Source organism: Shewanella sp. 1311 (assembly GCF_059338235.1).
Genome location: NZ_CM181686.1, coordinates 2767767 through 2789646, shown reverse-complemented (window position 1 = coordinate 2789646; position 21880 = coordinate 2767767). Strand labels below are relative to the sequence as shown.

Annotated in this window: 20 protein-coding genes; 13 read left to right on the top strand and 7 right to left on the bottom strand. The window is 46.6% G+C overall.

Features of this window, described 5'->3' with window-relative positions; genetic code table 11:
- Positions 1–12: 12 nt before the first annotated feature.
- Positions 13–1305, bottom strand: coding sequence for a DUF5666 domain-containing protein (locus tag AC5YB3_RS12545; protein ID WP_494525426.1), 1293 nt, complete (start codon positions 1303–1305; stop codon positions 13–15).
- Between the two features lie 86 nt (positions 1306–1391).
- Between AC5YB3_RS12545 and AC5YB3_RS12540 the strand changes: the two genes are divergently transcribed.
- The 3 genes from AC5YB3_RS12540 (at position 1392) to AC5YB3_RS12530 (ending at position 3841) form a co-directional block, all read left to right on the top strand.
- A complete protein-coding gene (locus tag AC5YB3_RS12540; protein ID WP_131525518.1) occupies positions 1392–2060 on the top strand; it encodes a response regulator transcription factor in 669 nt (222 codons plus the stop codon).
- Positions 2032–3297, top strand: a complete 1266-nt coding sequence (locus tag AC5YB3_RS12535; RefSeq protein WP_494525425.1) for a sensor histidine kinase — start codon at positions 2032–2034, stop codon at positions 3295–3297. The genes AC5YB3_RS12540 and AC5YB3_RS12535 overlap by 29 nt, the downstream gene beginning before the upstream one ends.
- A gap of 154 nt (positions 3298–3451) precedes the next feature.
- A complete protein-coding gene (locus AC5YB3_RS12530) occupies positions 3452–3841 on the top strand; it encodes a YgiW/YdeI family stress tolerance OB fold protein (RefSeq protein ID WP_113940229.1) in 390 nt (129 codons plus the stop codon).
- 71 nt (positions 3842–3912) lie between these two features.
- Here the strand turns inward: AC5YB3_RS12530 and AC5YB3_RS12525 are convergent, their stop codons facing one another.
- The gene (locus AC5YB3_RS12525; protein WP_113940228.1) at positions 3913–4386 is read right to left on the bottom strand and encodes a peroxiredoxin; all 474 of its coding nucleotides are present in this window, start codon (positions 4384–4386) and stop codon (positions 3913–3915) included.
- Between the two features lie 80 nt (positions 4387–4466).
- Positions 4467–5423: a choice-of-anchor H family protein gene (locus tag AC5YB3_RS12520; RefSeq protein WP_494525424.1), complete on the bottom strand. Its 957-nt coding sequence runs from the start codon at positions 5421–5423 to the stop codon at positions 4467–4469.
- Positions 5424–5781: 358 nt separating this feature from the next.
- Between AC5YB3_RS12520 and AC5YB3_RS12515 the strand changes: the two genes are divergently transcribed.
- The 4 genes from AC5YB3_RS12515 (at position 5782) to AC5YB3_RS12500 (ending at position 9778) form a co-directional block, all read left to right on the top strand.
- Entirely contained in the window at positions 5782–6072 is a 291-nt protein-coding gene (locus tag AC5YB3_RS12515) for a PepSY domain-containing protein (protein WP_494525423.1), read from the top strand.
- Positions 6073–6074: 2 nt separating this feature from the next.
- Positions 6075–6770, top strand: a complete 696-nt coding sequence (locus AC5YB3_RS12510; RefSeq protein WP_494525422.1) for a response regulator transcription factor — start codon at positions 6075–6077, stop codon at positions 6768–6770.
- Positions 6763–8127, top strand: a complete 1365-nt coding sequence (locus AC5YB3_RS12505) for an ATP-binding protein (RefSeq protein ID WP_311898371.1) — start codon at positions 6763–6765, stop codon at positions 8125–8127. Before AC5YB3_RS12510 ends, AC5YB3_RS12505 begins: the two co-directional genes overlap by 8 nt.
- Positions 8128–8275: 148 nt before the next feature.
- Positions 8276–9778 (top strand): DUF3300 domain-containing protein, encoded by a 1503-nt coding sequence (locus AC5YB3_RS12500; RefSeq protein WP_259574035.1) that lies wholly within the window; start codon positions 8276–8278, stop codon positions 9776–9778.
- 91 nt (positions 9779–9869) lie between these two features.
- Here the strand turns inward: AC5YB3_RS12500 and AC5YB3_RS12495 are convergent, their stop codons facing one another.
- Positions 9870–10346, bottom strand: coding sequence for a hypothetical protein (locus AC5YB3_RS12495; RefSeq protein ID WP_012588855.1), 477 nt, complete (start codon positions 10344–10346; stop codon positions 9870–9872).
- 97 nt (positions 10347–10443) lie between these two features.
- Positions 10444–14091 carry a bifunctional diguanylate cyclase/phosphodiesterase gene (locus AC5YB3_RS12490; RefSeq protein ID WP_494525421.1) on the bottom strand — a complete coding sequence of 1216 codons (3648 nt, stop codon included), beginning with the start codon at positions 14089–14091 and terminating at the stop codon, positions 10444–10446.
- Between the two features lie 599 nt (positions 14092–14690).
- On the opposite strand from AC5YB3_RS12490, the gene AC5YB3_RS12485 reads away from it, so the two are divergent.
- The 6 genes from AC5YB3_RS12485 to cyoE all read left to right on the top strand — a co-directional run bounded on the left by AC5YB3_RS12485 (position 14691) and on the right by cyoE (position 20262).
- Complete coding sequence (locus tag AC5YB3_RS12485) at positions 14691–15080, top strand: hypothetical protein (protein WP_006079495.1); 390 nt, start codon at positions 14691–14693, stop codon at positions 15078–15080.
- A 187-nt stretch (positions 15081–15267) separates the two neighbouring features.
- A complete protein-coding gene (gene cyoA, locus AC5YB3_RS12480) occupies positions 15268–16371 on the top strand; it encodes a ubiquinol oxidase subunit II (protein WP_494525420.1) in 1104 nt (367 codons plus the stop codon).
- 2 nt (positions 16372–16373) lie between these two features.
- Positions 16374–18353 (top strand): cytochrome o ubiquinol oxidase subunit I, encoded by a 1980-nt coding sequence (gene cyoB, locus AC5YB3_RS12475; protein ID WP_259524425.1) that lies wholly within the window; start codon positions 16374–16376, stop codon positions 18351–18353.
- A 1-nt stretch (position 18354) separates the two neighbouring features.
- On the top strand, positions 18355–18975 hold the full coding sequence (gene cyoC, locus AC5YB3_RS12470) for a cytochrome o ubiquinol oxidase subunit III (protein WP_006084646.1): 621 nt from the start codon (positions 18355–18357) through the stop codon (positions 18973–18975).
- A complete protein-coding gene (gene cyoD, locus AC5YB3_RS12465) occupies positions 18975–19316 on the top strand; it encodes a cytochrome o ubiquinol oxidase subunit IV (protein WP_494525419.1) in 342 nt (113 codons plus the stop codon). The genes cyoC and cyoD overlap by 1 nt, the downstream gene beginning before the upstream one ends.
- A gap of 13 nt (positions 19317–19329) precedes the next feature.
- On the top strand, positions 19330–20262 hold the full coding sequence (cyoE, locus tag AC5YB3_RS12460; RefSeq protein ID WP_494525418.1) for a heme o synthase: 933 nt from the start codon (positions 19330–19332) through the stop codon (positions 20260–20262).
- Positions 20263–20373: 111 nt separating this feature from the next.
- On the opposite strand, the gene AC5YB3_RS12455 is transcribed toward cyoE, so the two are convergent.
- Positions 20374–20898, bottom strand: a complete 525-nt coding sequence (locus tag AC5YB3_RS12455; protein ID WP_311998797.1) for a protein disulfide oxidoreductase — start codon at positions 20896–20898, stop codon at positions 20374–20376.
- Positions 20899–20923: 25 nt separating this feature from the next.
- Positions 20924–21808, bottom strand: coding sequence for a thioredoxin domain-containing protein (locus AC5YB3_RS12450; protein WP_071940383.1), 885 nt, complete (start codon positions 21806–21808; stop codon positions 20924–20926).
- Positions 21809–21880 lie beyond the last annotated feature (72 nt).

Genomic DNA, 21880 nt, shown 5'->3' with positions numbered 1-21880 from the left:
CTCTATTTGTGTTTAATCGTCGATTCGGCAATTATGGATATTAGAGCCATCGAACTGACATTCGACATCAACCCATTTGCCTTCAAATGGCGTTAATGAAGCATCAGTCGCTTGATAGCCCCACAAGGTCTTTTGCATCACTAAACCCGACAAATCAAGTTCATTGCTTCGCACTTCAAGATCAACTTCTTTCACTAACCACTGGTTGTCTGCGAGTTCAACACCTTCTATTTGAATCCATTTTTGGTCAAGTGTCGCTAAGGTTAAACCGTCGTCGAATTGAGTTCTGGCATCAATATCAAATGTAAATCCATTAATTTGTAGCTGATTATTGGTAGTCAGTGTCGCCAGACCTTCTAGCTCGAACTTTTTACCTAAGGTTGGAGGTATTCCACCATTATCATGTGATGTTTCAAATTCAACTTCTCTGGCCCATAAACCCTGCGGCATAGATTGAATATCTACATCGACTAGCTTGCCTTCAACCAAGTTAGCTTGCTTGCCATCTTCAAATTGAGTATTTGTAGTGACATAGAGTCGAGTACGGGCATTCAGCTCAAACTGCGTTTTATCTTGGTTGACCCAAGTAATAGTCCCTTCTAGCTCCATATCGTTAAAAGACGCCGTATCTTCCACTTCGACTTCAGAGGCCAAAAATGAAGCACCACTTTGCAGGCCTTCCACTTCAACCCATGCGCCTTCCTGTAAGCTGCCTTCTAAACGTGCGTTGGCATAATCAATCACTGCCGAACCGATATTGAATTGTTGCGTGGCCTTGTTTAATCCAGAGACACGTCCCTCAATTTCAGCAAACGCAAAATTGGGGATAAGGTTTATAGAATTAACCTGCCATTCTCCCATTACCGTTGGATAACCATTTACCGCAACCCAATCGCCTACTTTATACTGAGTCGCGTCCGCTGGTTTAACGACTAAATTAATCCCATTAACGGCAATAGTATTTTGATTAACGGAACTGATTTCACCCACAAGGCTTGGATCTAATATGACATTTTTAGCCTGTTGGCCTTCATTATCAATTTTGACCCTCATCCCCATTTGAATGGCATTAACCTCTAACGGCTGTTGTCCATAGTGAATCTTAGCATTAGCGATATTTACGCTATATCCGTTGACAGTAATCGAATTATTGTCAGAAGCAATATTTGTTACTGTACCGTTGATTTTTGCGGGTAACGTAGGTTGTGGAACGATAGGATCGGGTTTAGAGGTATCTGTTGATGAATCATTACCACCGCAACCTGCCAGCAAAATGGCCGTAATACAGACTAAGAGTTTATTCATTTTCTTCCCTATTATGTCTTGTTAAATCAGTGCTGGGCATCTTAGTATGAAGATCGTCAAGCAAATGTGAAGAAATGAATTAACCTATGAAAGTATTAATTGTTGATGATAATCATGATGTTATTGAAACAATCATGGATTATTTAACCCTAGAGGGGATTATTGCCGACTGTGCATATCACGGGGAAAGTGCAATCAATTTAATTCAACAAAACCATTACGATGTCATCATAATGGATATTATGATGCCAAAATTAGACGGTATTAATACGGTCAAAAAACTGCGTGAAGAAATTTATTGTAATACACCGATTATATTTTTAACCGCCAAAGATAGTCTGCAGGATAAAATTGATTCTTTTACATCAGGTGGGGATGATTTTTTAAATAAACCTTTCGCGATGGAAGAATTATGCTTACGACTACATTCACTGCATAATCGTGGCCCACGTTTAGATGTGGGTATTTTGCGCTTCAGTGATATCAGTTTAAATTTGCAAACCCATCAAGTTACCCGTGCTGGTAAAGAAATTAAGCTCAGTAAAATTCAGCGCACCATTCTTTCACTGTTACTAAAACATGCGCCCGCTATCGTGAGTAAAGAGCAATTGGTAGATACAGTATGGGGAGATGATGCACCTTCGAGTGATTCACTTCGCAGCCACATATACAGCTTACGCAGTGCACTCGATAAAGGTTTTTCAGACTCAAAATTAGAGACTATCCATGGCCAAGGTTACCGACTTATCCCCTGAGCATTTTCCGAGTTTATATAAAAAAATACGCCTCACTTTTTTAGTATTAACTAGCTTGATGTTTGCCATTTTTTGGAGCCTCATTTATATCGCCGAAGAACAAATTGAGAAGATTAGCCTCGAGCAAACGCTGGCCACAGAGACTCGCGAATATCTAAAGAATTATCAAAGGTTTGGTGATAAAGCACAGCTCCCCGATATCAATGAATTGAAAACATATTGGAGCAAAGAGTTTGTACCAGCTTGGCTGCAACCTTATCAAAATACCGGATTTTACGAACATCAACTGGGTGACGAAGATAAACACTTTTTGATATCCGCTCATCCTTCTGGGCAAGGGCTGTTGTATGTGGTTTATAAGGATGACGCGGACGATTTCCTTGATAGCTATGAAGATAGAATGCACATTTTGATCTCTATTATGGGGATCGGTTTGCTCCTGTTTATCATGGCGTATGGATTGCATTTTGTACGTCTGCTATCCAGTCCACTTGCTGAGATTGAAAATAAAATCAATCAACTATCACCTAAAAGACCAACATCAACACCGAGTACTTCATACCGTGAAACCCGCCAGATTGAGCAAACCCTATTAAGCAACAAAGCTAAAATTGCCGCCTACTTCACTCGGGAACAAGAATTTAGCCGTTTTGCCTCCCATGAGCTACGCACGCCCATTATGGTGATCCAAGGTTCGGTCGAATTGCTCAAAAAAATCCCCAATGCGACAACCGAGGCTCAACAATTAATGGTCAAAAAAGCCATTACACGTATTGATTACGCAGGGCATCAAATGAAAACGCTCACCGAGGCCTTTTTACTTCTCGGAAAAGAAGACATTGAATCCCAGCACTACAGCCAAATTGATTTAGCACCACGCCTTGAACACATTTTAGCTGAAATGGCGCAGCACTTTGCCAAGCAAGAAATCACCTACAGCTTAACGCTTAAAGATTGCTTGAGCATCAAGGCGCCACTGAGCTTTATTGACATAGTGATAGGTAATTTAATTAAAAATGCTTTCAATTACAGTGCCGGAAACATTGAAATTACGATGCAAAGCAACCAATTATGGATACTGAATCCACTAAGCACTCAAAGTACTGATACATCAGGCTATGGCTGCGGATTAATTATTATTGAACGTATTTGCGAGCGAATGGGCTGGGCATTTTCAACCCAAAACGATGGTGCTAGCTATCAGGCTTATGTTCAGTTTATAGATAATGCCCATTAACTGAAGTTATCTTGGATAAATGACCTCGTTTTAGCAAATTCTGAGTTGCAAACCCAATCTTCACAACCGCTTCACGCTTGTCTTGGCACTATGCTCGCAACACTGTAATAGCCATTGAGGCTGAGTTACATAAAACCATAGAAAGGACAAACAGATGAATAAAATGACTCTTACCGTTTTCGCAATGGCACTTTCATTCACGACTATGGCCAGCCAAGCGGGCTTTCAACCTACAACGGGTGAACCTCAAATACAGGGCGGCTTCCAAGGGCCGAGCGCAAGACAAGTGATTCATGATGTAGTGAGCGCGCTCAATGCCAGTGATGACGCCCAAATTGAGTTAACGGGCCATATCATTTCTTCCATTGGACACGATGATTATATTTTCCGTGACGCTACGGGTGATATTAAGGTCGAAATTGATGATGATTTATGGCGCGGCAACACAGTAACACCTGAGACTCAGGTCATTATTCGTGGTGAAGTGGATAAAGATTGGTCTGAAGTGACCATAGATGCAGACAACATTCAAATCGTACAATAAATTGATTTAGTTAAAGCCAGCCAATGAATGGCTGGCTTTGGTCACATCCAAACTTCATGTCTTAAATACGCTTAGATAGCAGCCAAAACAACTTCAGCTTTACTGGCTTCAAAAGCCTTTGGCTCTTCAACATTCAGCAGAGTCACTACGCCGTTATCTATGATCATGGCGTAACGTTGTGAACGCACGCCACCAAAACCGGCAGTATCCATCTCTAAACCTAAGGCTTTAGTAAAGCTGGCATCGCCATCGGCTAGCATCATCAATTCAGAGGCATTTTGTGCTTCGCCCCACGCTTTCATCACGAAGGCATCGTTCACAGCAACACAGGCAATCAAATCCACGCCTTTCGCTTTAAATTGATCGGCTAATACCACATAGCCAGGTAAATGCGCTTCAGAACAGGTCGGAGTAAAAGCACCGGGTACAGCAAACAATACCACTTTTTTACCAGCGAACAGTTCAGTAACTTGGTGATTCACCATGCCATCTTTCGTTAGTTGGCCTAATGTAGCTGCTGGTAATGTTTGACCTTGAGCAATCATATTTATCTCCATTTAGTTAAATTAACCTGACCATACTAGCCCTATTTACCTGAGATAAACACAGAGAGAAAAAAGGGTGATTAGCCGCGAGTGCGATTCATCCGCAGCCCAGCACACAAACCGAGGAACAACAGACCCAATACCGATAAGCTACCGCCACTTTCTTCGACGACTATGACATCAGGCTCTCTGTCTCGATCGCTACTTTCCAGTGGCAGTGCATACAAACCATCGGTTTCATCGGCACTAATGGTCGCGACAATGTCGCTGTAACCCACTTCGTACACATCGATTAGCACATCGTAGTGGTCCGTCGCATAACCCGTGTAGAGCGTGGTCAGCACTTCATAATCGTCCTGTGTTGAATCGCCATAAATAGTAAACACGTCCGTGGTGTAGTAATGCACCCAAGGGCCGCCATCACGACTGAGATAAAGCTCGGCAAATAAGTCGGCTCTTTCATTAAGATACGCGCCGTTAACATCGACGTCGAAGGTCACGCTAAAGGTTTGATAAAACCCATCGTAGTCAAAGTCTTCGAACAAACGACTGCTGGCATCAAAAATCGAAAAGCTGTGATACACAGGGGCGCGGTAGGGATCTTCACTGGTCGCGCTCGAACTCGGCATGCCTTGGCTCGCATGTTTCGCAGTCACTTGCTCACGCGTCATCGGCGATGCGCCCATTAGTTGCACGCGGTTTGCCGTCGGCGCTTTAGAGGATAACGCGGGCGCCAAGGATTTAACGGCTGCAGCAGCGGCTTCAGTGACATTTTTTGCGGGCGCAGCTTGTTGTAACAAGGCTAAAGCTTGCTGCTCCTGCTCGGCTGCTTGCTCGCTATTTTCAGCTTTTTGGGCAATGCCGACACTGGCCGCAGTAAATGGCGTTAAGCTTTGCGATGATTCCAGTTCGCGGGGCTGAGCGCTGACCACAGTGGACGCTAAAAACAGCGCGGCAATGGCCGTCGCTTTAACGAAATGGGTGTTAACCTGACTGTTAACTGTGGCTGCCATACCTTGTTTATTGAGTGTGTTCATCTTGAATACCCCATGGATAACCCGTTCAAATTGGAGCCATTAAAGTGCAATGAAGGTGAACATAAGCTGAACATCAACATTTAGTGTTCTTAGCGCGACAATACGTTCAGCCTTAGTTCATCTGGATTAGCCGACACTAGGGCATATTGAATGCGAGCATAGGAATAGACTCGCTGACAGAGCTTCAGTTCTGTCACGAATAACAAAATGACTACCAAAGTTAATTTTGATGGAATTGTGCCAACCAATTGGCTGATCTCTATGTGTTTGTTAAGGTGATGAGGTATTCTTAGTCGATTCGATAAGTTATCCATCTCACTCATTAACTTAAGATCGCCGAACATTGCGGGTACCAGATATGAAACTTGGTTTGACATTGGCCCTAATCGCTTGCTTATTGGCCTCCTTTGGCAGCATGGCAGGCAATGATAGACAGAATGATCGCAACCAAGGTGCGAAGAATGAGCAGCGCCGTCTGGCGGTCAATAGCCCAGATCAAGCTGTGGCTATGGTGCAACGCCAATATCAAGGCAAGGTACTGAGCGTGCAATCCAGCAGCTCAGGGTATCGGGTTAAGCTCCTCAATAATGACGGCCAAGTGTTTTCTGTCTCAGTGGATGCCGCATCTGGCCGAGTGTCGAGGAACTAACTATGCGATTGTTATTGGTTGAAGATGATTTAGAACTGCAAACGAACTTAAAACAACATCTGCTCGACGCCCATTACAGTATCGATGTGGCGAGCGATGGTGAAGAAGGCTTATTTCAAGCACTCGAATACAACTATGATGCGGCGATAATCGATGTCGGTTTGCCTAAACTTGATGGTATCGCGCTTATCCGCAGCGTACGCGAACAGGAACGCGACTTCCCAATCCTAATTTTAACCGCGAGGGACAGCTGGCAAGATAAGGTTGAAGGACTCGACGCCGGTGCCGACGACTACCTGACGAAACCTTTTCATCCCCAAGAACTGGTCGCGCGGCTAAAAGCACTGATCCGTCGCTCTGCCGGCAAGGCCAGCCCTTTGATTTATAACGGTCCCTTTAGCTTGAATACCAGCAGCTTAGAAGTGCGTAAAGGCGAAGAGTTGGTTAACCTCAGCGGCTCTGAATACAAGTTATTCGAATTTTTTATGCTGCATCAGGGTGAAGTGAAATCCAAAACCGTATTGACGGAGCACATCTACGATCAGGATTTTGATTTAGATTCAAACGTCATCGAAGTCTTTATCCGCCGGTTACGCAAAAAACTCGATCCTGATAATCAATACAACCTGATTGAAACCCTGCGCGGCCAAGGTTATCGCCTAAAAGCGTTAACGCCCGAGCCCACTGCCGATGAGTAAACGTGCCATTGTGTGGCAAGTATTGAACTCCCTTAAAGCGCGCTTAGTGATTAGCGCGCTATTGTTTATCTTAGTGTTATTGCCTTTGATCGGCGTCGCCTTAAACGATGCCTTTACCGAACAAGTTAAAAGCGCGACCAAAAATGAACTCAGCGCCTATGTCTATTCGATACTCGCGGTGACTGAAGTCGAGAATAAGCAAATCTCTATCCCAGAATTAGTACTCGAAAATCGTTTTAACCTTATTCAATCTGGGCTGTATGCCATTGCGACCACTGAAGATGCCAGCGGTAAACAAACGATCGTGTGGCACTCGCAATCTTTTATGGGCATGATGCCACCGCCACATTTTACCATCCCAGCAACCGGTCAAAGTGCCTTTGAGCAAATCGAGCTCGCCGAACAACCCCATTTGATTTATAGCTTTAGCGTCAGTTTCGCCAGTCAAAATCAAAACGTGCCTGTGACGATTCACATCATTAAGGACGAGCGCGAATTTCAGCAGCAAATCGATCAATTTAACCAGCAGCTTTGGACTTGGCTGCTGATCCTCATGTTCGTCATGCTGGTGTTCCAACTGAGCTGGCTAGTGTGGACGCTGCAACCATTGGCGCGCTTTACCCAAGAATTACATTCCGTCGAGCAAGGTAAGTCGATGCAGCTAAGTAGTCAGTACCCCACTGAACTACAAGCGGTTGCGCGGCAGCTCAATATTTTGCTCAATACCGAACAAACCCAGCGCAAACGCTATCGTAATGCCTTGGCCGATCTTGCCCACAGCCTCAAAACACCGCTGGCGGTGATCAAGAGTCAGGCCGACTTAAGCGAAGCCTCCAGCGAGCAAGTATCGGTGATCAGCCGCATTATTGGCCACCAGTTGAAACGCGCCCAAACGGCAGCGGCAGCCTCGTGGCATTTAGGGATTCGAGTCGATGACGTCGCCGCTAAGTTATTACGCACCTTAGCTAAAATTTATCGCGAGCCGCAAATCAACCTCAGTGGCGAGATGGCTGACGAAGCAGTATTCAAAGGTGATGAAGCGGATCTCACGGAAATTCTCGGTAACGTGCTCGACAACGCCTGCAAAGCGGCAAAGTCCACGGTTAAATTAACCGTGACCGGCGATGCCTATCAATTGCTGATCTGCATCGAAGATGATGGGCCAGGGATCAGTGAAGCGCTGCAAAATCAAATCTTTGAACGCGGTATTCGCGCTGATTCCTATCATCAGGGTAATGGTATTGGGCTTGCGATCGTGCGCGATTTAGTCGACAGCTATAACGGCAGAATTTCAGTCTCACGTTCAGAAACCTTGGGCGGCGCCAAGTTCAGCATCAGCTTTGTGCACTCAATTTAATGATTTAGTTTCAATACCATAGATTTAAATTCCCACCTAAATTGCGGTTAAAAATAACTTTTTAACCGTAAAATGCTTTCAGCTTATGTTCATATTCAAACGCCTATGATGCCCATAACATCCTCGAACAGGATTATTGGAGCAAACCATGAACAGACTACATCGATGGAATTGGCTAGTGTTAACGGCGGCATTAGTGGCCTTGCCTTTCACTACCACAGCACAAGCTGCGGGCGTATCTGTGAGCCAAGGCTCGAGCGCTGCGGCAAGCCAAGCCGAACTCGAACAAATGCTGGCGCCTATTGCCCTGTATCCCGATAGCTTATTGACCCACATACTTATTGCCTCAACTTATCCACTCGAAATCGTGCAGGCACAGCGTTGGTTAACCCAGCGCCCCAAATCCTCGGTCGATCAACTGATGTCGCAGGCCGAAGATCAAGATTGGGACCCGAGCGTCAAAGCTTTGCTGGCTTTTCCGACGCTGCTGCAAAGAATGAGTGAAGATCTCGACTGGACTCAAAGACTCGGTGAAGCCTTCTTAGAAGATGAAGGCCAAGTGATGAACAGCATTCAATCCCTCAGACAACAGGCTGATAAAGCGAACAGCTTAGCAGACATGGATAACATGGCGATCACCCGCGCCAACAATCAGATCATCATAGAACCCGCTAAGCGAGAAATCGTCTACGTGCCCTATTACGATCCGCGCGTGGTTTATGGCACATGGCGCTGGGGTGTGGCTTATCCACCCGTGTATTGGGAATTTGGCGGCTATGCAGGCTATCCCTATCGTCCGAGTCATAACCATTTCTACTGGTCACCTGGCATCCATATTTCCTTTAACTACTTCTTCAGTTCATTCCACTGGCACAACCATAAAGTGGTCGTGATCGACTATCGCCATTCACATCGTTATCGCCCACGTGAAAGATACACGGTCAGTTATGGTGCCCAGCCTTGGAAACATAAACCCGAACATAGACGTGGCGTGAGTTACCACAACCCCGTCGTGAAGCAACGCTATTACAACGAAGACAAGTATCGCGGCAGAGATTCACACTCTAGCGGCAGCAAGCAGCACTTTAATAGCCAATACTCGAAATCAAAAGAACGCCAAGATACCCATAGCAATCAAGGTAATATGAGTAATCAGGGGAATAAGAGTCGTGACAATAAGGACTATCACAACGCCAGTCGTGAACGTGATAACCGCGTACCGAGTTATCAAAAAACACAGGCCGAGTTAAAGGAACGTCGCGCAGCGACTATGGTACAAACGCCGACTCACAAGGAGCGTAATGACGCGCAATCGAGACCCGTGCAGTCAAAGCCAATGCCATCGAAGGAGTCTCAGCAAAGGCAATATCAAACTCGGGAGTCACAGCAGCGTAATATCGATCAACAAAGGACGCAGCCACAAAGACAAGAAAATCCAAGGGCTGCGACCCCAAGAGTTGAAACGCCACGACCTGAGATAAGACGCGCAGAACCGCAACGTATTGAACAACCAAGACAAGCAGCGCCAAGACAACGCGAAGACGTGAGAGTGAGACAAAGTGAGCCACGCCAAAATGCGCAAACCGCTCGCTCGGTAGAACATAACCAAGGTCGCTCAACTCAAAGCCAAGAACGTCGTCATAGGGAATGATCCCGCTATGGCCGCAGTAACACAAAGAGCGCAGTTAACTGCGCTCTTTTTTTTAAATCAGTTGTTGTTAAATGGCTTATTTTTAAACCGCTTAAAACTTCAAGGTCAGGGACTGACCTTCACCCATTCCCTGCCACTCAATACTCAACTCCATAATCTCATTAAGAATATGCTCAAAGTCCGATTGGCTAACGGTTGGAACGGCTAAGTCTCGGCTGTTGCAGGCTTGCTCTAACAGATAAATAAAGCCATCATAGGTTGGCGTTTCACCCGACCAGAGTAGCGACTGCAAGGTCTCGACTATGGATTCGGTTTGCCACACTTCCGTTTTATCTGCGATGGCACGGGAGGTTTCATTATGTTCCAAGGCGAAGCTGATATCGGCGCCAGCTCTGACCTGCGAGAAGAAAGCCCCTTGAATATGCAGACGTTTTTCAACCACATAATGGATCATATCGTGGGGAGCAATGCCCTGTTCTGGCATTTGGGTTTGGGTCGCACTACCGTCCATGCGCACGCAGCGCAACTGACCATAACGCTGGGTTCCTTTGGTGAAGATGACTTGCATAAAACCATCCTTAGTATTTCGATTAACGCATACATAATGCGAACTCAAGTATAGTCCAACTCTGCGCCAGCATTAGAAAAACAACAATACTCTGCCGTTATAAATTACGCTGGATAAAGCGGAAACACTCTTCTGCCGCTAAGGGTTTACTAAAGTAAAACCCTTGCACTAAGTCGCACCCCATGCTCGACAATAATACCAATTGCGCCTCGTTTTCAACCCCTTCGGCCACCACAGTTAACCCCAACTCATGGGACATAGAAATGGTCGCAGCACTGATAGCAGCATCGTTCGGATCGCTTTCAATATCCTTCACAAAGGAGCGGTCGAGCTTCAATCTGTCTAAGGGCAAGAGTTTCAAATAGGATAACGAGGAATAACCCGTACCGAAATCATCAATCGCAAGTTCGATACCATGCTGGCGCAATTCAGCCAATAGGCGCGCATTCTGCTCAGGATATTGCATCGCCACACTCTCGGTGATTTCAAGCTCCAATGCCCCTTTGCCCAACTTATGCTTTAAAAGCACATTGGTGATATCAGCGACAATGCTATCTTTGCGGAGTTGATGCGCTGACAGATTCACTGCCATTCGCAGCTCAGTCGCACCCGCAGCGCGCCAAGCGGCAAGCTGCGCCATCGCGGTTTCTAACACCCATTGGCCGATAGGAATGATCATGTCGATCTCTTCGGCGATGGGGATAAAGCGGTCTGGCGCTACCATGCCAAATTCGGGATGTTGCCAGCGCACTAAGGCTTCGACACTGACCACTTGCCCAGTACGGATATCAATTTGTGGCTGATAATGCAGCCGCAATTCATCGTTAGCGAGCACCTGCCTGAGGCCAGTTTCAATTTGTTGGCGCTCAGTGATCAAGGTATTCATCGCCGCAGTAAAGAATTGATAGTTATTGCGTCCCGCCGATTTGGCGCGGTACATGGCCATATCGGCGTTTTTCATTAGGGCTTCAACACTGTCACCATCGGTCGGGAATAAACTGATGCCTATACTTGGCGATGAATGTAATGCTTGATTATTAATGATATAGGTTTGACTCAAACCACTGCGCAGCGCCTCGGCTAAACTGGCCACCTTATCATGATTCGTATCAGATAATGCGACCACAAACTCATCGCCACCCAGACGCGCCACAGTGTCAGTATCACCAACAATGTTTTTCAAACGACGCGCGACCTCTAACAACAGTTGATCGCCCACATGATGGCCCAAGGTGTCGTTGATATTTTTAAAGTGGTCCATGTCGATAAACATCACCGCAATTTGGCTGTCGGATGCCAGCGCCTCCCTAAAGACCACTTCGAGGCGCGACTGCAAGCTGAGTCGATTAGGCAGTAGCGTCAAAGAATCATGGTGGGCGAGGAAATGAATCCGTTCCTCACTGACTTTACGCTCGCTGATATCGGTAAAGCTGCCGATGTAATGGCTCACAGCACCTGCGTCATCGCGCACCACAGACATCATCAACCATTTAGGGAAATCGTAACCATGCTTATGCCTGTCCCAAACTTCACCTTGCCAGAAACCTGTTTGTTCTAGGGCAGCACGCACTTGAGGATCGATACCTTTGTCGGTACGTTCTGCCTCTAAAAAGCGGCAGTTTTTACCAATGATTTCTTCTCGGGAATAACCGGTGATCTGAGAAAACGCACTATTCACATCCACAATAATGTCGTTGGCATCCATGATAGTGATGCCTTCACCACTCTGCTGGAACACCTGCGCCAATAGATTTACCCGCGCAACGGTGCGCTCCTGCTCGGTAATATCTTCAACGATAAAGAGAATAAGCTGCTCACCATCGGCGCCTGTGACTAACGCACCATTAAGGCGCACTGCCACTAACTGGCCATTCTTATGCACATAATGCTTCTGATAGGGGCCATAACGACGGGTTTGCTTTAGGCGTTCTAATTGCTCAGTTTCACTTAATTGATAACGCTTTGGCGTGAGATCCCAAGGGTCAAGCTGATTTAACTCATCGAGTGAGTAACCCGTCATGGCTTCGAATGCGGGGTTAATCGCCACAAACTGACCATCATCTAAACGTTTAAGCACATGCCCTACAGGCGCCTTATCAAACAAATTACGATATCTTTGCTCGCTTTGTACCAAGGTAGCCTGAAAAGCCTGACGACGGGCAATTTCCTTCGACAAGGCCATGGTTTTTTCAGTCACTTTCTCGGCAATACGTTGGCGCTCGCCGGAGGAAACCAGCGTCATACCACCCACAACAGCACAGGTGATAAAGGCGAGGAGCAGCATAAGTAGCGATAAGCTAAAAGTATCGCCCATCAGCACGGCATAGGATTGATAAATCACTATGTGCCAATGCCGATCCGCTAGCATCAGGCTTGCTTGAAAATACTGGCCGGTTTTATCGCTAAATAGCTTGTTGCTAAACTCGGGAAACGACTTCGTGGTATTGCTATAAAGTAATGCACCGCCCGCACTCATGTCGGAGAGTTTCCACTGCAGTCCCTTTACGCTCTCAACATCATTAATAATGCTTTGCAAATCAATCACAGCTGAACAAAATCCTGAGATTCTACCTAGTCGGTCGAACGCGGGCGCAATGAGTAAAGTACCACCTGGGCCATTGGGATCTTGAGCTAATTGAATCTTAGCCGTCATCACAGGCGCTAAGGTCGCGCGCACTTTGGCAATGGCAGCGGCTCGTGTCGGCTCGCTATTGAGATCTAATCCCAGCGCTGCCTCATTGCCTATGATTGGCTGAATGTACATCACAGGCACTAACCAGCCATCGGTATTAGTTTGCCAGCCTTGAGGCCGCGTGACTTTGTAAGGGCCGCCAATGGCTGAGCGGGTCGATGCCTCAAAACTGGGTAGATCGGCGGCCGCCACTAACGGCGACCAAGACCAAGCTCTAAAGCCATCTTGCTGCAGCATGTTACGTTTGCCAAACTGCACAAACTCATCCTCAGAAACCTGATCGCTATTATCGAACAAGCTCGCTAAGGCGATGATTTGCTGCAGATTAGCCTCTTGAAAACTTTCAATATTGCTAATCACTGCATTGGATTGGATCTGAAACTTATCCTGCAACTGTTGGCGCTGGTTCATATCCGAGTAGTAATAAATCCCCACGCAGAATAAAAAGCCCACCAGCAGGGGAACACCCGTCTGAATGCGGCGAGCACGCCAGATAGTCCGCTTATCAAATAGCAACATAGTCAAAGGGATAAAGATCACGGCGCCGAGCAAATCCCCCGTCCACCAATTTATTAAACTCCCCAATAAATCAGATGGTGGAATCGTACCGTTGCTCACTAAGGCACTGTTGCCAAAAACGGTCGCCACAATACAAGTTAAGGCTAAGCTCAAGCAGGATTTAATAACGGTATTAGGATTATCTAAGGTGAATAAATGATCGACTCGGCCAAGAACATGGGCTGAAAGCACAGCCTGTATACAAGACCCAATCGAGATAGCAAAGGGTAACCAGCCCCAATGGATATGCCCACCAATATTGATGTTGATCAGCAGGGAACCAATTAACACGCCAACCCAAGGGACATACTCTTTCCATAGGATACATGCGGCAATAGCAATCCCTGCGGCAGGCCAAATCGCCGCAGAATATCCAGGCGGCAAAGCAATCATCAAGCCTAATTTACCTACAACAATGTAAGCTAAGGCGATGAAAATATTTACCTTAAGGTATGGAATAAATGACTTTATGTGTAGTCCTTCAAGCTGGCACATCTAAATGTTAACAAGTATCATGCCCTACTCACTCGATCAATCTCAAGCAGATATCAAGGTTGTGATGAAATCACAGTTTAATAATCGCTTTATCTAATGTAAATAGCGTAAATGACTGACATTATCGCTGTTTTAACTTGATGTTTTTATTTGATATGCCCAGCTAAAATCCATTCCACGACACTTAACTCGCATCAAAAATCAGCATGCAAAAATGTGCGGCGAGCAAGGGTAAATAGCAGTGTCATTCGTATGCGATAAAAGCGACTGTTGGCTAAAACCCACATGCTTATGGGGGGATCAATCCACGCCATACCGTCGCCAACACATCAACTTTAGCCAAAACGAATAAATGAAGCGCCTCACACATTTTTATTTTATGAGAACCAAATCAGTTAAATTTTGGTTAATTTTGTAAAATTATTGATTTTATTTGGTTTTAATTAAGGTTTTTTTAACGCTTAAGCCCTTTTACCGCGGGGATCCGCTTTCATTCAATAGCCGCTTCTTGGTATCCTCCTGCCGCATAAAAAAGTTGCATGCTGAATATTTTTTGTTCTGCCAACTGACTCCCTTTCCCGTTCAACCGGACCCGTTAATTGAAATTAGCTCTTAGCCAATTCATTGCTGAAAGATTGAACCTGATTATTCGGTTTTCAACCTTTAGCATGACAAACCTAACCCTGTTTTTCGGGTTATTGTTTGTGCTGCCTGTAGCTGACGTTTTGTACGTATTGATCGGCGGTTGTGTCGATATTAGTGAACTCATCAGCCTCAGCAATGGCTTTTTAGTCGAGTTTATCGGCGCCAGTCTGCTCAGCCTGTTATTGCTCAACCCCCTCGTTATTCTGCAGTTATGGCATTTAATCGACTGCTGCTTCAAATTTTTCAATAATCTCGATTTAACTAACGCTTCACTTTTTTTAGCACCCCCAAGGCTAAAATCCCTCGAACATACCGCCCACGGTTGTCGCGCCCCACCATTTTAACCCTCTGTTTTTAAATTCAAATTAAGCATTAAGCGCTGAAAGCTGATCTTCGATTTCGTCGGGATGGCGGCACAATTTGTGTAATTCCTCTTGGGTTTCAGGATTTGCGCTCAGATAACGCCGCTTAGTGCGACTGCCGGTTCACGCTTGGCAGAGTTGTAAACCTTAGGGTTAGAGGAATCTTCCTTTGTTAATTCGAAAATTAAGTAAAGCGGCAATCGCGGCAGTAGCATTCATGCTCGCGGGTTGTGATGGCGGTGTGTTGGACCCTAAGGGCCAAATCGGTATCGATGAAAAACACCTGATTATCGTCGCCACCCTACTCATGCTCATTGTTGTTATCCCTGTGATTGCCATGACATTGTACTTCGCGTGGAAATACCGCGATGGCCGTGATCAAGAAATCTATGCGCCTAAATGGGCACACTCAACGGCGATAGAAACCGTCGTGTGGATAGTGCCGATTGTGATCGTGATAGTGCTAGGTGTGATCACTTGGGGTTCGACCCATGATCTTGATCCAAATAAGCCTTTAGTGCACGAAGCTAAACCCGTCACGGTTGAAGTGGTGTCGCTGGACTGGAAATGGTTATTCATTTATCCAGAACAAGGCGTGGCATCGGTCAATGAGTTGGCGTTTCCAGCCAATGTGCCAGTGAACTTTAAGATCACCTCTGACACTGCGATGAACTCCTTCTTCATCCCTCAGTTAGGCAGCCAGATTTACTCTATGGCGGGCATGACCACTAAATTGCATTTGATCGCTAACGAGCCAGGCACCTTCGATGGTATCTCGGCTAACTACAGCGGCGCCGGATTTGCGGGCATGAAGTTTAAAGCGATTGCCACTCAGACACCTGCCGACTTCGATGCATGGGTTGCCAAGTTAAAACAACAGGGCAAGACATTGGACTCAGCGGCCTACGCCACACTGGCTAAACCGAGTGAATACAATCCGGTTGAATACTTTGGCTCAGTGAGCAAAGGGATGTTTGACCAAATCGTGATGCAGTACATGCACATGGACTCACATGACGGCATGAAAGGTCACGAAGGAATGGACATGCACGCAGGCATGGAACACATGGGCACTGAGCACACATCTGACATGGCAGACATGAAAGGTATGCACGACATGGCACATATGGCAGGCGAGCACGCGATGGAAAATACACAGAACATGGCCGACATGGATAGCTCAACACCTTCTGTACCGTCATCAACACAGGACTCATCCACAGAACCTTTATCCTTAGAGCACTCATCCACCCAAAAAGTGGAGGCGGAGTAATCATGTCATTTCTCGGTAAATTAAGCTTAGATGCGATTCCGTATCACGAGCCTATCATCATGGTGACCTTAGCGGTCGTCGCAGTGGTAGGTTTGTATATCGCAGCCTTGATCACTAAACACAAAAAATGGAGCGTACTTTGGAACGACTGGTTAACCTCAGTTGACCATAAACGCCTCGGTATCATGTACATAGTGTTAGCTTTGGTGATGCTCATTCGTGGCTTCTCCGATGCCATAATGATGCGTACCCAGCAAGCACTCGCCACCAACGGCGCCGCAGGTTATCTACCGCCTGAACATTACGACCAAATCTTCACCGCCCACGGCGTGATCATGATTATCTTTATGGCGATGCCATTTATGATAGGTCTGATGAACTTAGTGTTGCCGCTGCAAATTGGTGCCCGCGACGTTGCCTTCCCATTCTTGAACAACCTCAGCTTCTGGCTTACCGCCTCTGGCGCTGTGCTGATCAATATTTCATTGGGTTTAGGTGAATTTGCTAAAACAGGTTGGGTAGCGTATCCACCCCTCTCAGAGCTGGCTTACAGTCCGGGGGTTGGGGTCGATTACTATATCTGGGCACTGCAGATTTCGGGCATAGGGACGACCTTAACCGGGGTGAACTTTATCGCCACCGTACTGAAGATGCGTGCCCCAGGCATGAAGCTGATGCAAATGCCAATCTTCACTTGGACTTGTACGTGGGCGAACATATTGATCGTCGCGTCATTCCCAATCTTAACCGCTGTGTTAGCCCTGCTGACACTCGACCGTTACATGGACTTCCACTTCTTCACCAATGACGGTGGCGGTAACGCCATGATGTATATCAACCTGTTTTGGGCGTGGGGACATCCTGAAGTTTACATCCTGATTTTGCCTGCTTTTGGTATTTTCTCCGATGTGATCTCAACCTTTACCTCTAAACGTCTGTTCGGTTACACCTCTATGGTGTGGGCGAGTGGTGCGATTTCAATTCTAGGTTTCATCGTTTGGTTACACCACTTCTTCACCATGGGCTCAAGTGCCAACGTCAACGCCTTCTTCGGGGTTATGACTATGGTGATTGCGGTTCCAACTGGGGTGAAACTGTTTAACTGGTTGTTCACTATCTACCGTGGCCGCCTACGTTTAACGGTACCTGTGTTGTGGACACTAGGCTTTATGGTGACTTTCACCATAGGCGGTATGACAGGTGTGTTATTAGCCTTACCGGGTGCCGACTACGTCTTACATAACAGTTTGTTTTTAATCGCGCATTTCCATAACACTATTATTGGTGGTGCGGTCTTTGGTTACTTAGCAGGCTTTGCTTACTGGTTCCCGAAAGCAACAGGTTTCCACTTAAATGAGCGTTTAGGTAAAGCGTCATTCTGGTGCTGGCAAATCGGTTTCTATGTGGCCTTTATGCCGTTGTACGTACTGGGCTTTATGGGTATGACACGCCGTATCAACCACATTGATAACCCAGCGTGGAACGTGTGGATCTACTTAGCCGCCGTGGGTGCTTGCATCATCATGGTCGGTATCATTCTGCAGTTTATCCAACTGTACGTGAGTATCCGTGACCGCGACCAAAACCGCGACACCACGGGCGATCCATGGAATGGCCATACTTTAGAGTGGTCAACCGCTTCTCCACCACAGTTCTATAACTTCGCTAAGCTGCCACAGGTTGATGATATCGATGCCTTTACCGATGCGAAAGAAAAAGGCGTGGCTTATCAACGTCAAAAACACTACCAAGCTATCCATATGCCGAAAAATACCTCAAGCGGTATCTTAATGGCGCTGGGGATCACTGCCGCTGGTTTTGCCGCTATTTGGCACATCCTGTGGTTAGCCATTGTGGGCTTAGTGGGCGCTTTCGTGGTGTTCCTGTTCCGTGCTTATAACAATGACGTCGACTATTACGTGCAACCCGATGAAGTGGCTCGCATTGAAAATGCCCACTTAAACAATGTAGTAAGGGGCTGATATGAGTATTGCAATCCCAGCAGATTTAGAAGTAGCTCACGCAGAAGATCACCACGAGCACCATGATACGAGTGGCAACACTCTGTTTGGCTTTTGGATTTACCTGATGACCGACTGCATTTTGTTTGCCTCGGTTTTCGCAACCTATGCTGTGCTCTACATGAACACGGACGGTGGCGTTTCGGGTAAAGACATTTTCGAATTGGACTTTGTGCTGATTGAAACTGCCGCCCTGCTCGTTAGTAGTATTACCTATGGCATGGCGCTGATTTTTGCTAAGCGCCACAACAAAGCTGCAACCCTCACTTGGTTAGCCATTACCTTTGCACTGGGTTGTGTGTTTATCGGGATGGAAGTCTATGAGTTCCATCACCTGATTGAACACGGCAATGGCCCACAGCGTAGCGCTTTCCTGTCGTCCTTCTTCACCCTTGTCGGTATGCACGGCTTGCACGTGACCGCAGGTCTGATTTGGATGGCGATCATGATGATTGAAGTGGCGAAAACCGGTTTAGGTAATCGCAGCATCACCCGCCTGAGCTGCTTAAGCTTGTTCTGGCATTTCCTCGACATAGTGTGGATTTGTGTATTCACGGTCGTGTATTTATTGGGAGCACTTTAATGAGCGCACATAGTCATACTCATAAGCCTAGCCATGGCACTGACGATCTGGCCGCGAGCATTAAGTCATATCTAATGGGCTTTGTGCTGTCAGTGGTATTAACCGCCATTCCGTTTTGGGCCGTAATGACCCATCACTTCGAGAAAGTGACCACCCTTAGCTTAGTGCTAGTGATGGCGATAGTGCAGATAGTGGTACATCTTAAGTACTTCTTGCACTTAGATTTCTCGAAAGAAGGCAAAGTAAATACCTTCTCCTTCCTGTTTACCGCCCTGATTATTGTCATGGTAGTCGGCCTGTCGGTGTGGATCATACTCGAAGCCAACGCTTTGATGATGTAACGAGAAACAGTCTATGCAAATACAAGACAGATTTATGTCACCGCAATGGAAAGCACGCTTCAAAGGGTATGTACAGGTGACTAAGCCTGGCATCATTTTCGGGAATCTGATTTCCGTTGCTGGCGGTTTTTTATTAGCCGCCAAAGGCGACGTAAATCTGGTCTTGATGCTGGCAAGCTTAGTGGGATTATCCTTAGTCGTCGCCTCAGGCTGTGCGATTAATAACTGTATTGACCGTGACATTGACGCCAAAATGCAGCGAACCTGCAAACGCGTAACCGTCACGGGCGAAATAGCCGTGGGTAACGTACTCGCGTTTGGACTCACCTTAGGTGTGTTGGGCTTTAGCATCTTAGCCTTGTTTACCAATGCATTAGCCCTGCTATTTGCCATTATTGGTTACATAGTTTATGTGGGGGTTTATAGCCTCTACATGAAACGTAACTCAGTGTATGGCACTTTAGTTGGCAGCTTCTCGGGCGCAGTACCGCCCGTGGTGGGCTATTGCAGCGTGACAGGGCAAATGGACATAGGTGCAGCTATTTTGCTGTTGATGTTCAGTTTATGGCAGATGCCACATTCTTACGCCATCGCGATTTTCCGTTTTAATGACTATGCGGCAGCCAATATTCCTGTTCTACCGGTTGCAGAAGGCATGACCAAAGCAAAACTGCATATCGTGCTTTATATTGCCGTGTTCGCCTTAGTCAGTGCACTGTTGCCACTCGCGGGTTACACAGGTATCGCCTTTATGGCAGTCACCTGCGCAACCAGCCTGTGGTGGCTTGCCATGGCATTAAAAGGTTATCGCCACGGCGTAGACATGCAACGCTGGGCTCGCCAAGTGTTTGGTTTTTCAATCATCACTATTACGGCGCTCAGCGTGACTATGGCGCTCGACTTTCAAGTTGTGAGTCAGGCGCCACTGCTCACCTTAGTGAAGTAAACCCTAAGCTTTCAGCTAGTTGCCTAGTCCTGAGAGAAGTTGATAATACAAAAGCGCTAACCTAGATTAGCGCTTTTTTTCTACCTTAAAACAGCCCCTGATGTATCACTTCTAAGTGAACATCATTCGCCACCACATGCCTGGCAGGCTAGTAAAACCAGTCGTGTAGTGTTTTAACTCACCATCTTTAAAGATCATAATGGTTGGCGTCGACTGCAATGACCAATCACGGGCAATCTTGCTGTCACTATCGTTAATAGTGTCAAAGCCATAATCCTGATGCTGCAGATATTTTCTCAGTTTCTCATCCTCACCCGAACTCATGGCAACCGTCACCACTGGGTAATAGGCCGACATTTGATTGACCGCTGGACTGACAAAATTACACACAGGGCACCAAGTGCCCCAAAAGTATACCAATACCGCCTGATCTTGGCTGAGCGTGGCAATATCAAGCGTATCCCCTGCCAACGTCGTCCCTTGTAGCTGTGGCAAATTATCCCGCGGGATATCTTTGCCGCGCCAGATGTCCATCACGCTGGTCACGATAAGGGCAATGAGCAGCCAAAGTGCCAGCTGCTTAATCCAGCCCAATATGCGTTTAGGTAAAGATATCGAAACTTGTTCGGCGCTCATATTTTCAGTTTCCTTTGGCGGCATCTTAACTGCTCTTCTGCGTCTTATCTTTAGCGGCAATCGCAGCTTCAAGCTGCTCTTTTAACACTTCGTAAGGCACTAATCCTGGAATAAGCGTATCGGCCACTATCATACTTGGCGTGCCACCTATGCCTAACTCATTCATTAATTTCACATTATCATCGACCATTTTAGCGACGCGCTCATCTGTGTTGCCGACCCAGCGCTCGGTTGCCGTCAGTTTAGCGACCTTAGCGATGGCGGCGGCATCGAGTCCACGCGGGCTCGACATCAACATATCCTTCACCTTGAGATACTTTTCGGGCTCGTTTAACCAAACCGTTTGGGCAAAATCGACCGCCATTTTGGAGCCTTCGCCCTGCAGCGGCACCATTTTGACTATGATTTTTAACTGCGGAAATTCTTCAATCAGCTGGTTCAGCGAAGGCTCGATTTTCTTGCAGTATGGACAGTTAAAATCGGTGAAGTACACCATCTCAATCTCAGGTGTCGCAGCGCCCTTCCACGGATCGCTTTTGGTCTCATACATGGCTTTATGATGAGTCACAAGACTGGTTTGCATGGCTGTATTTGCCCCCTCTTGCTCCCTTGCTTGCCACGCAATAATCGCTTCCCTCATTAGGTCAGGATCATTGATCAAGGCATCTTTAAGAATCGCTCGCACCTCTTGCTGCTGCGCCGCCGATAAACTGCTGTCCTTGGCATAGGCCATGGTGCTCACCGAAGGCAAGGAAACCACCAGCATTGCCATGGCGACACCCGAGACAGCAAACATCTGCAACTTGCGATGTTTGAATAAAGAGCTAAATTTCGACATCTTAGTGCCTCCGATGACTTGAGTATTCTGCATTGATTCAGTGATGTTTTGTGCTTCAATTGTCTGTTTCATAATCGATTTCCATTGTTTCAGGTCAGGGGCTTCCTGACCTGAGTATTTGTTGAGTGTCACTCGGCGAGCTAC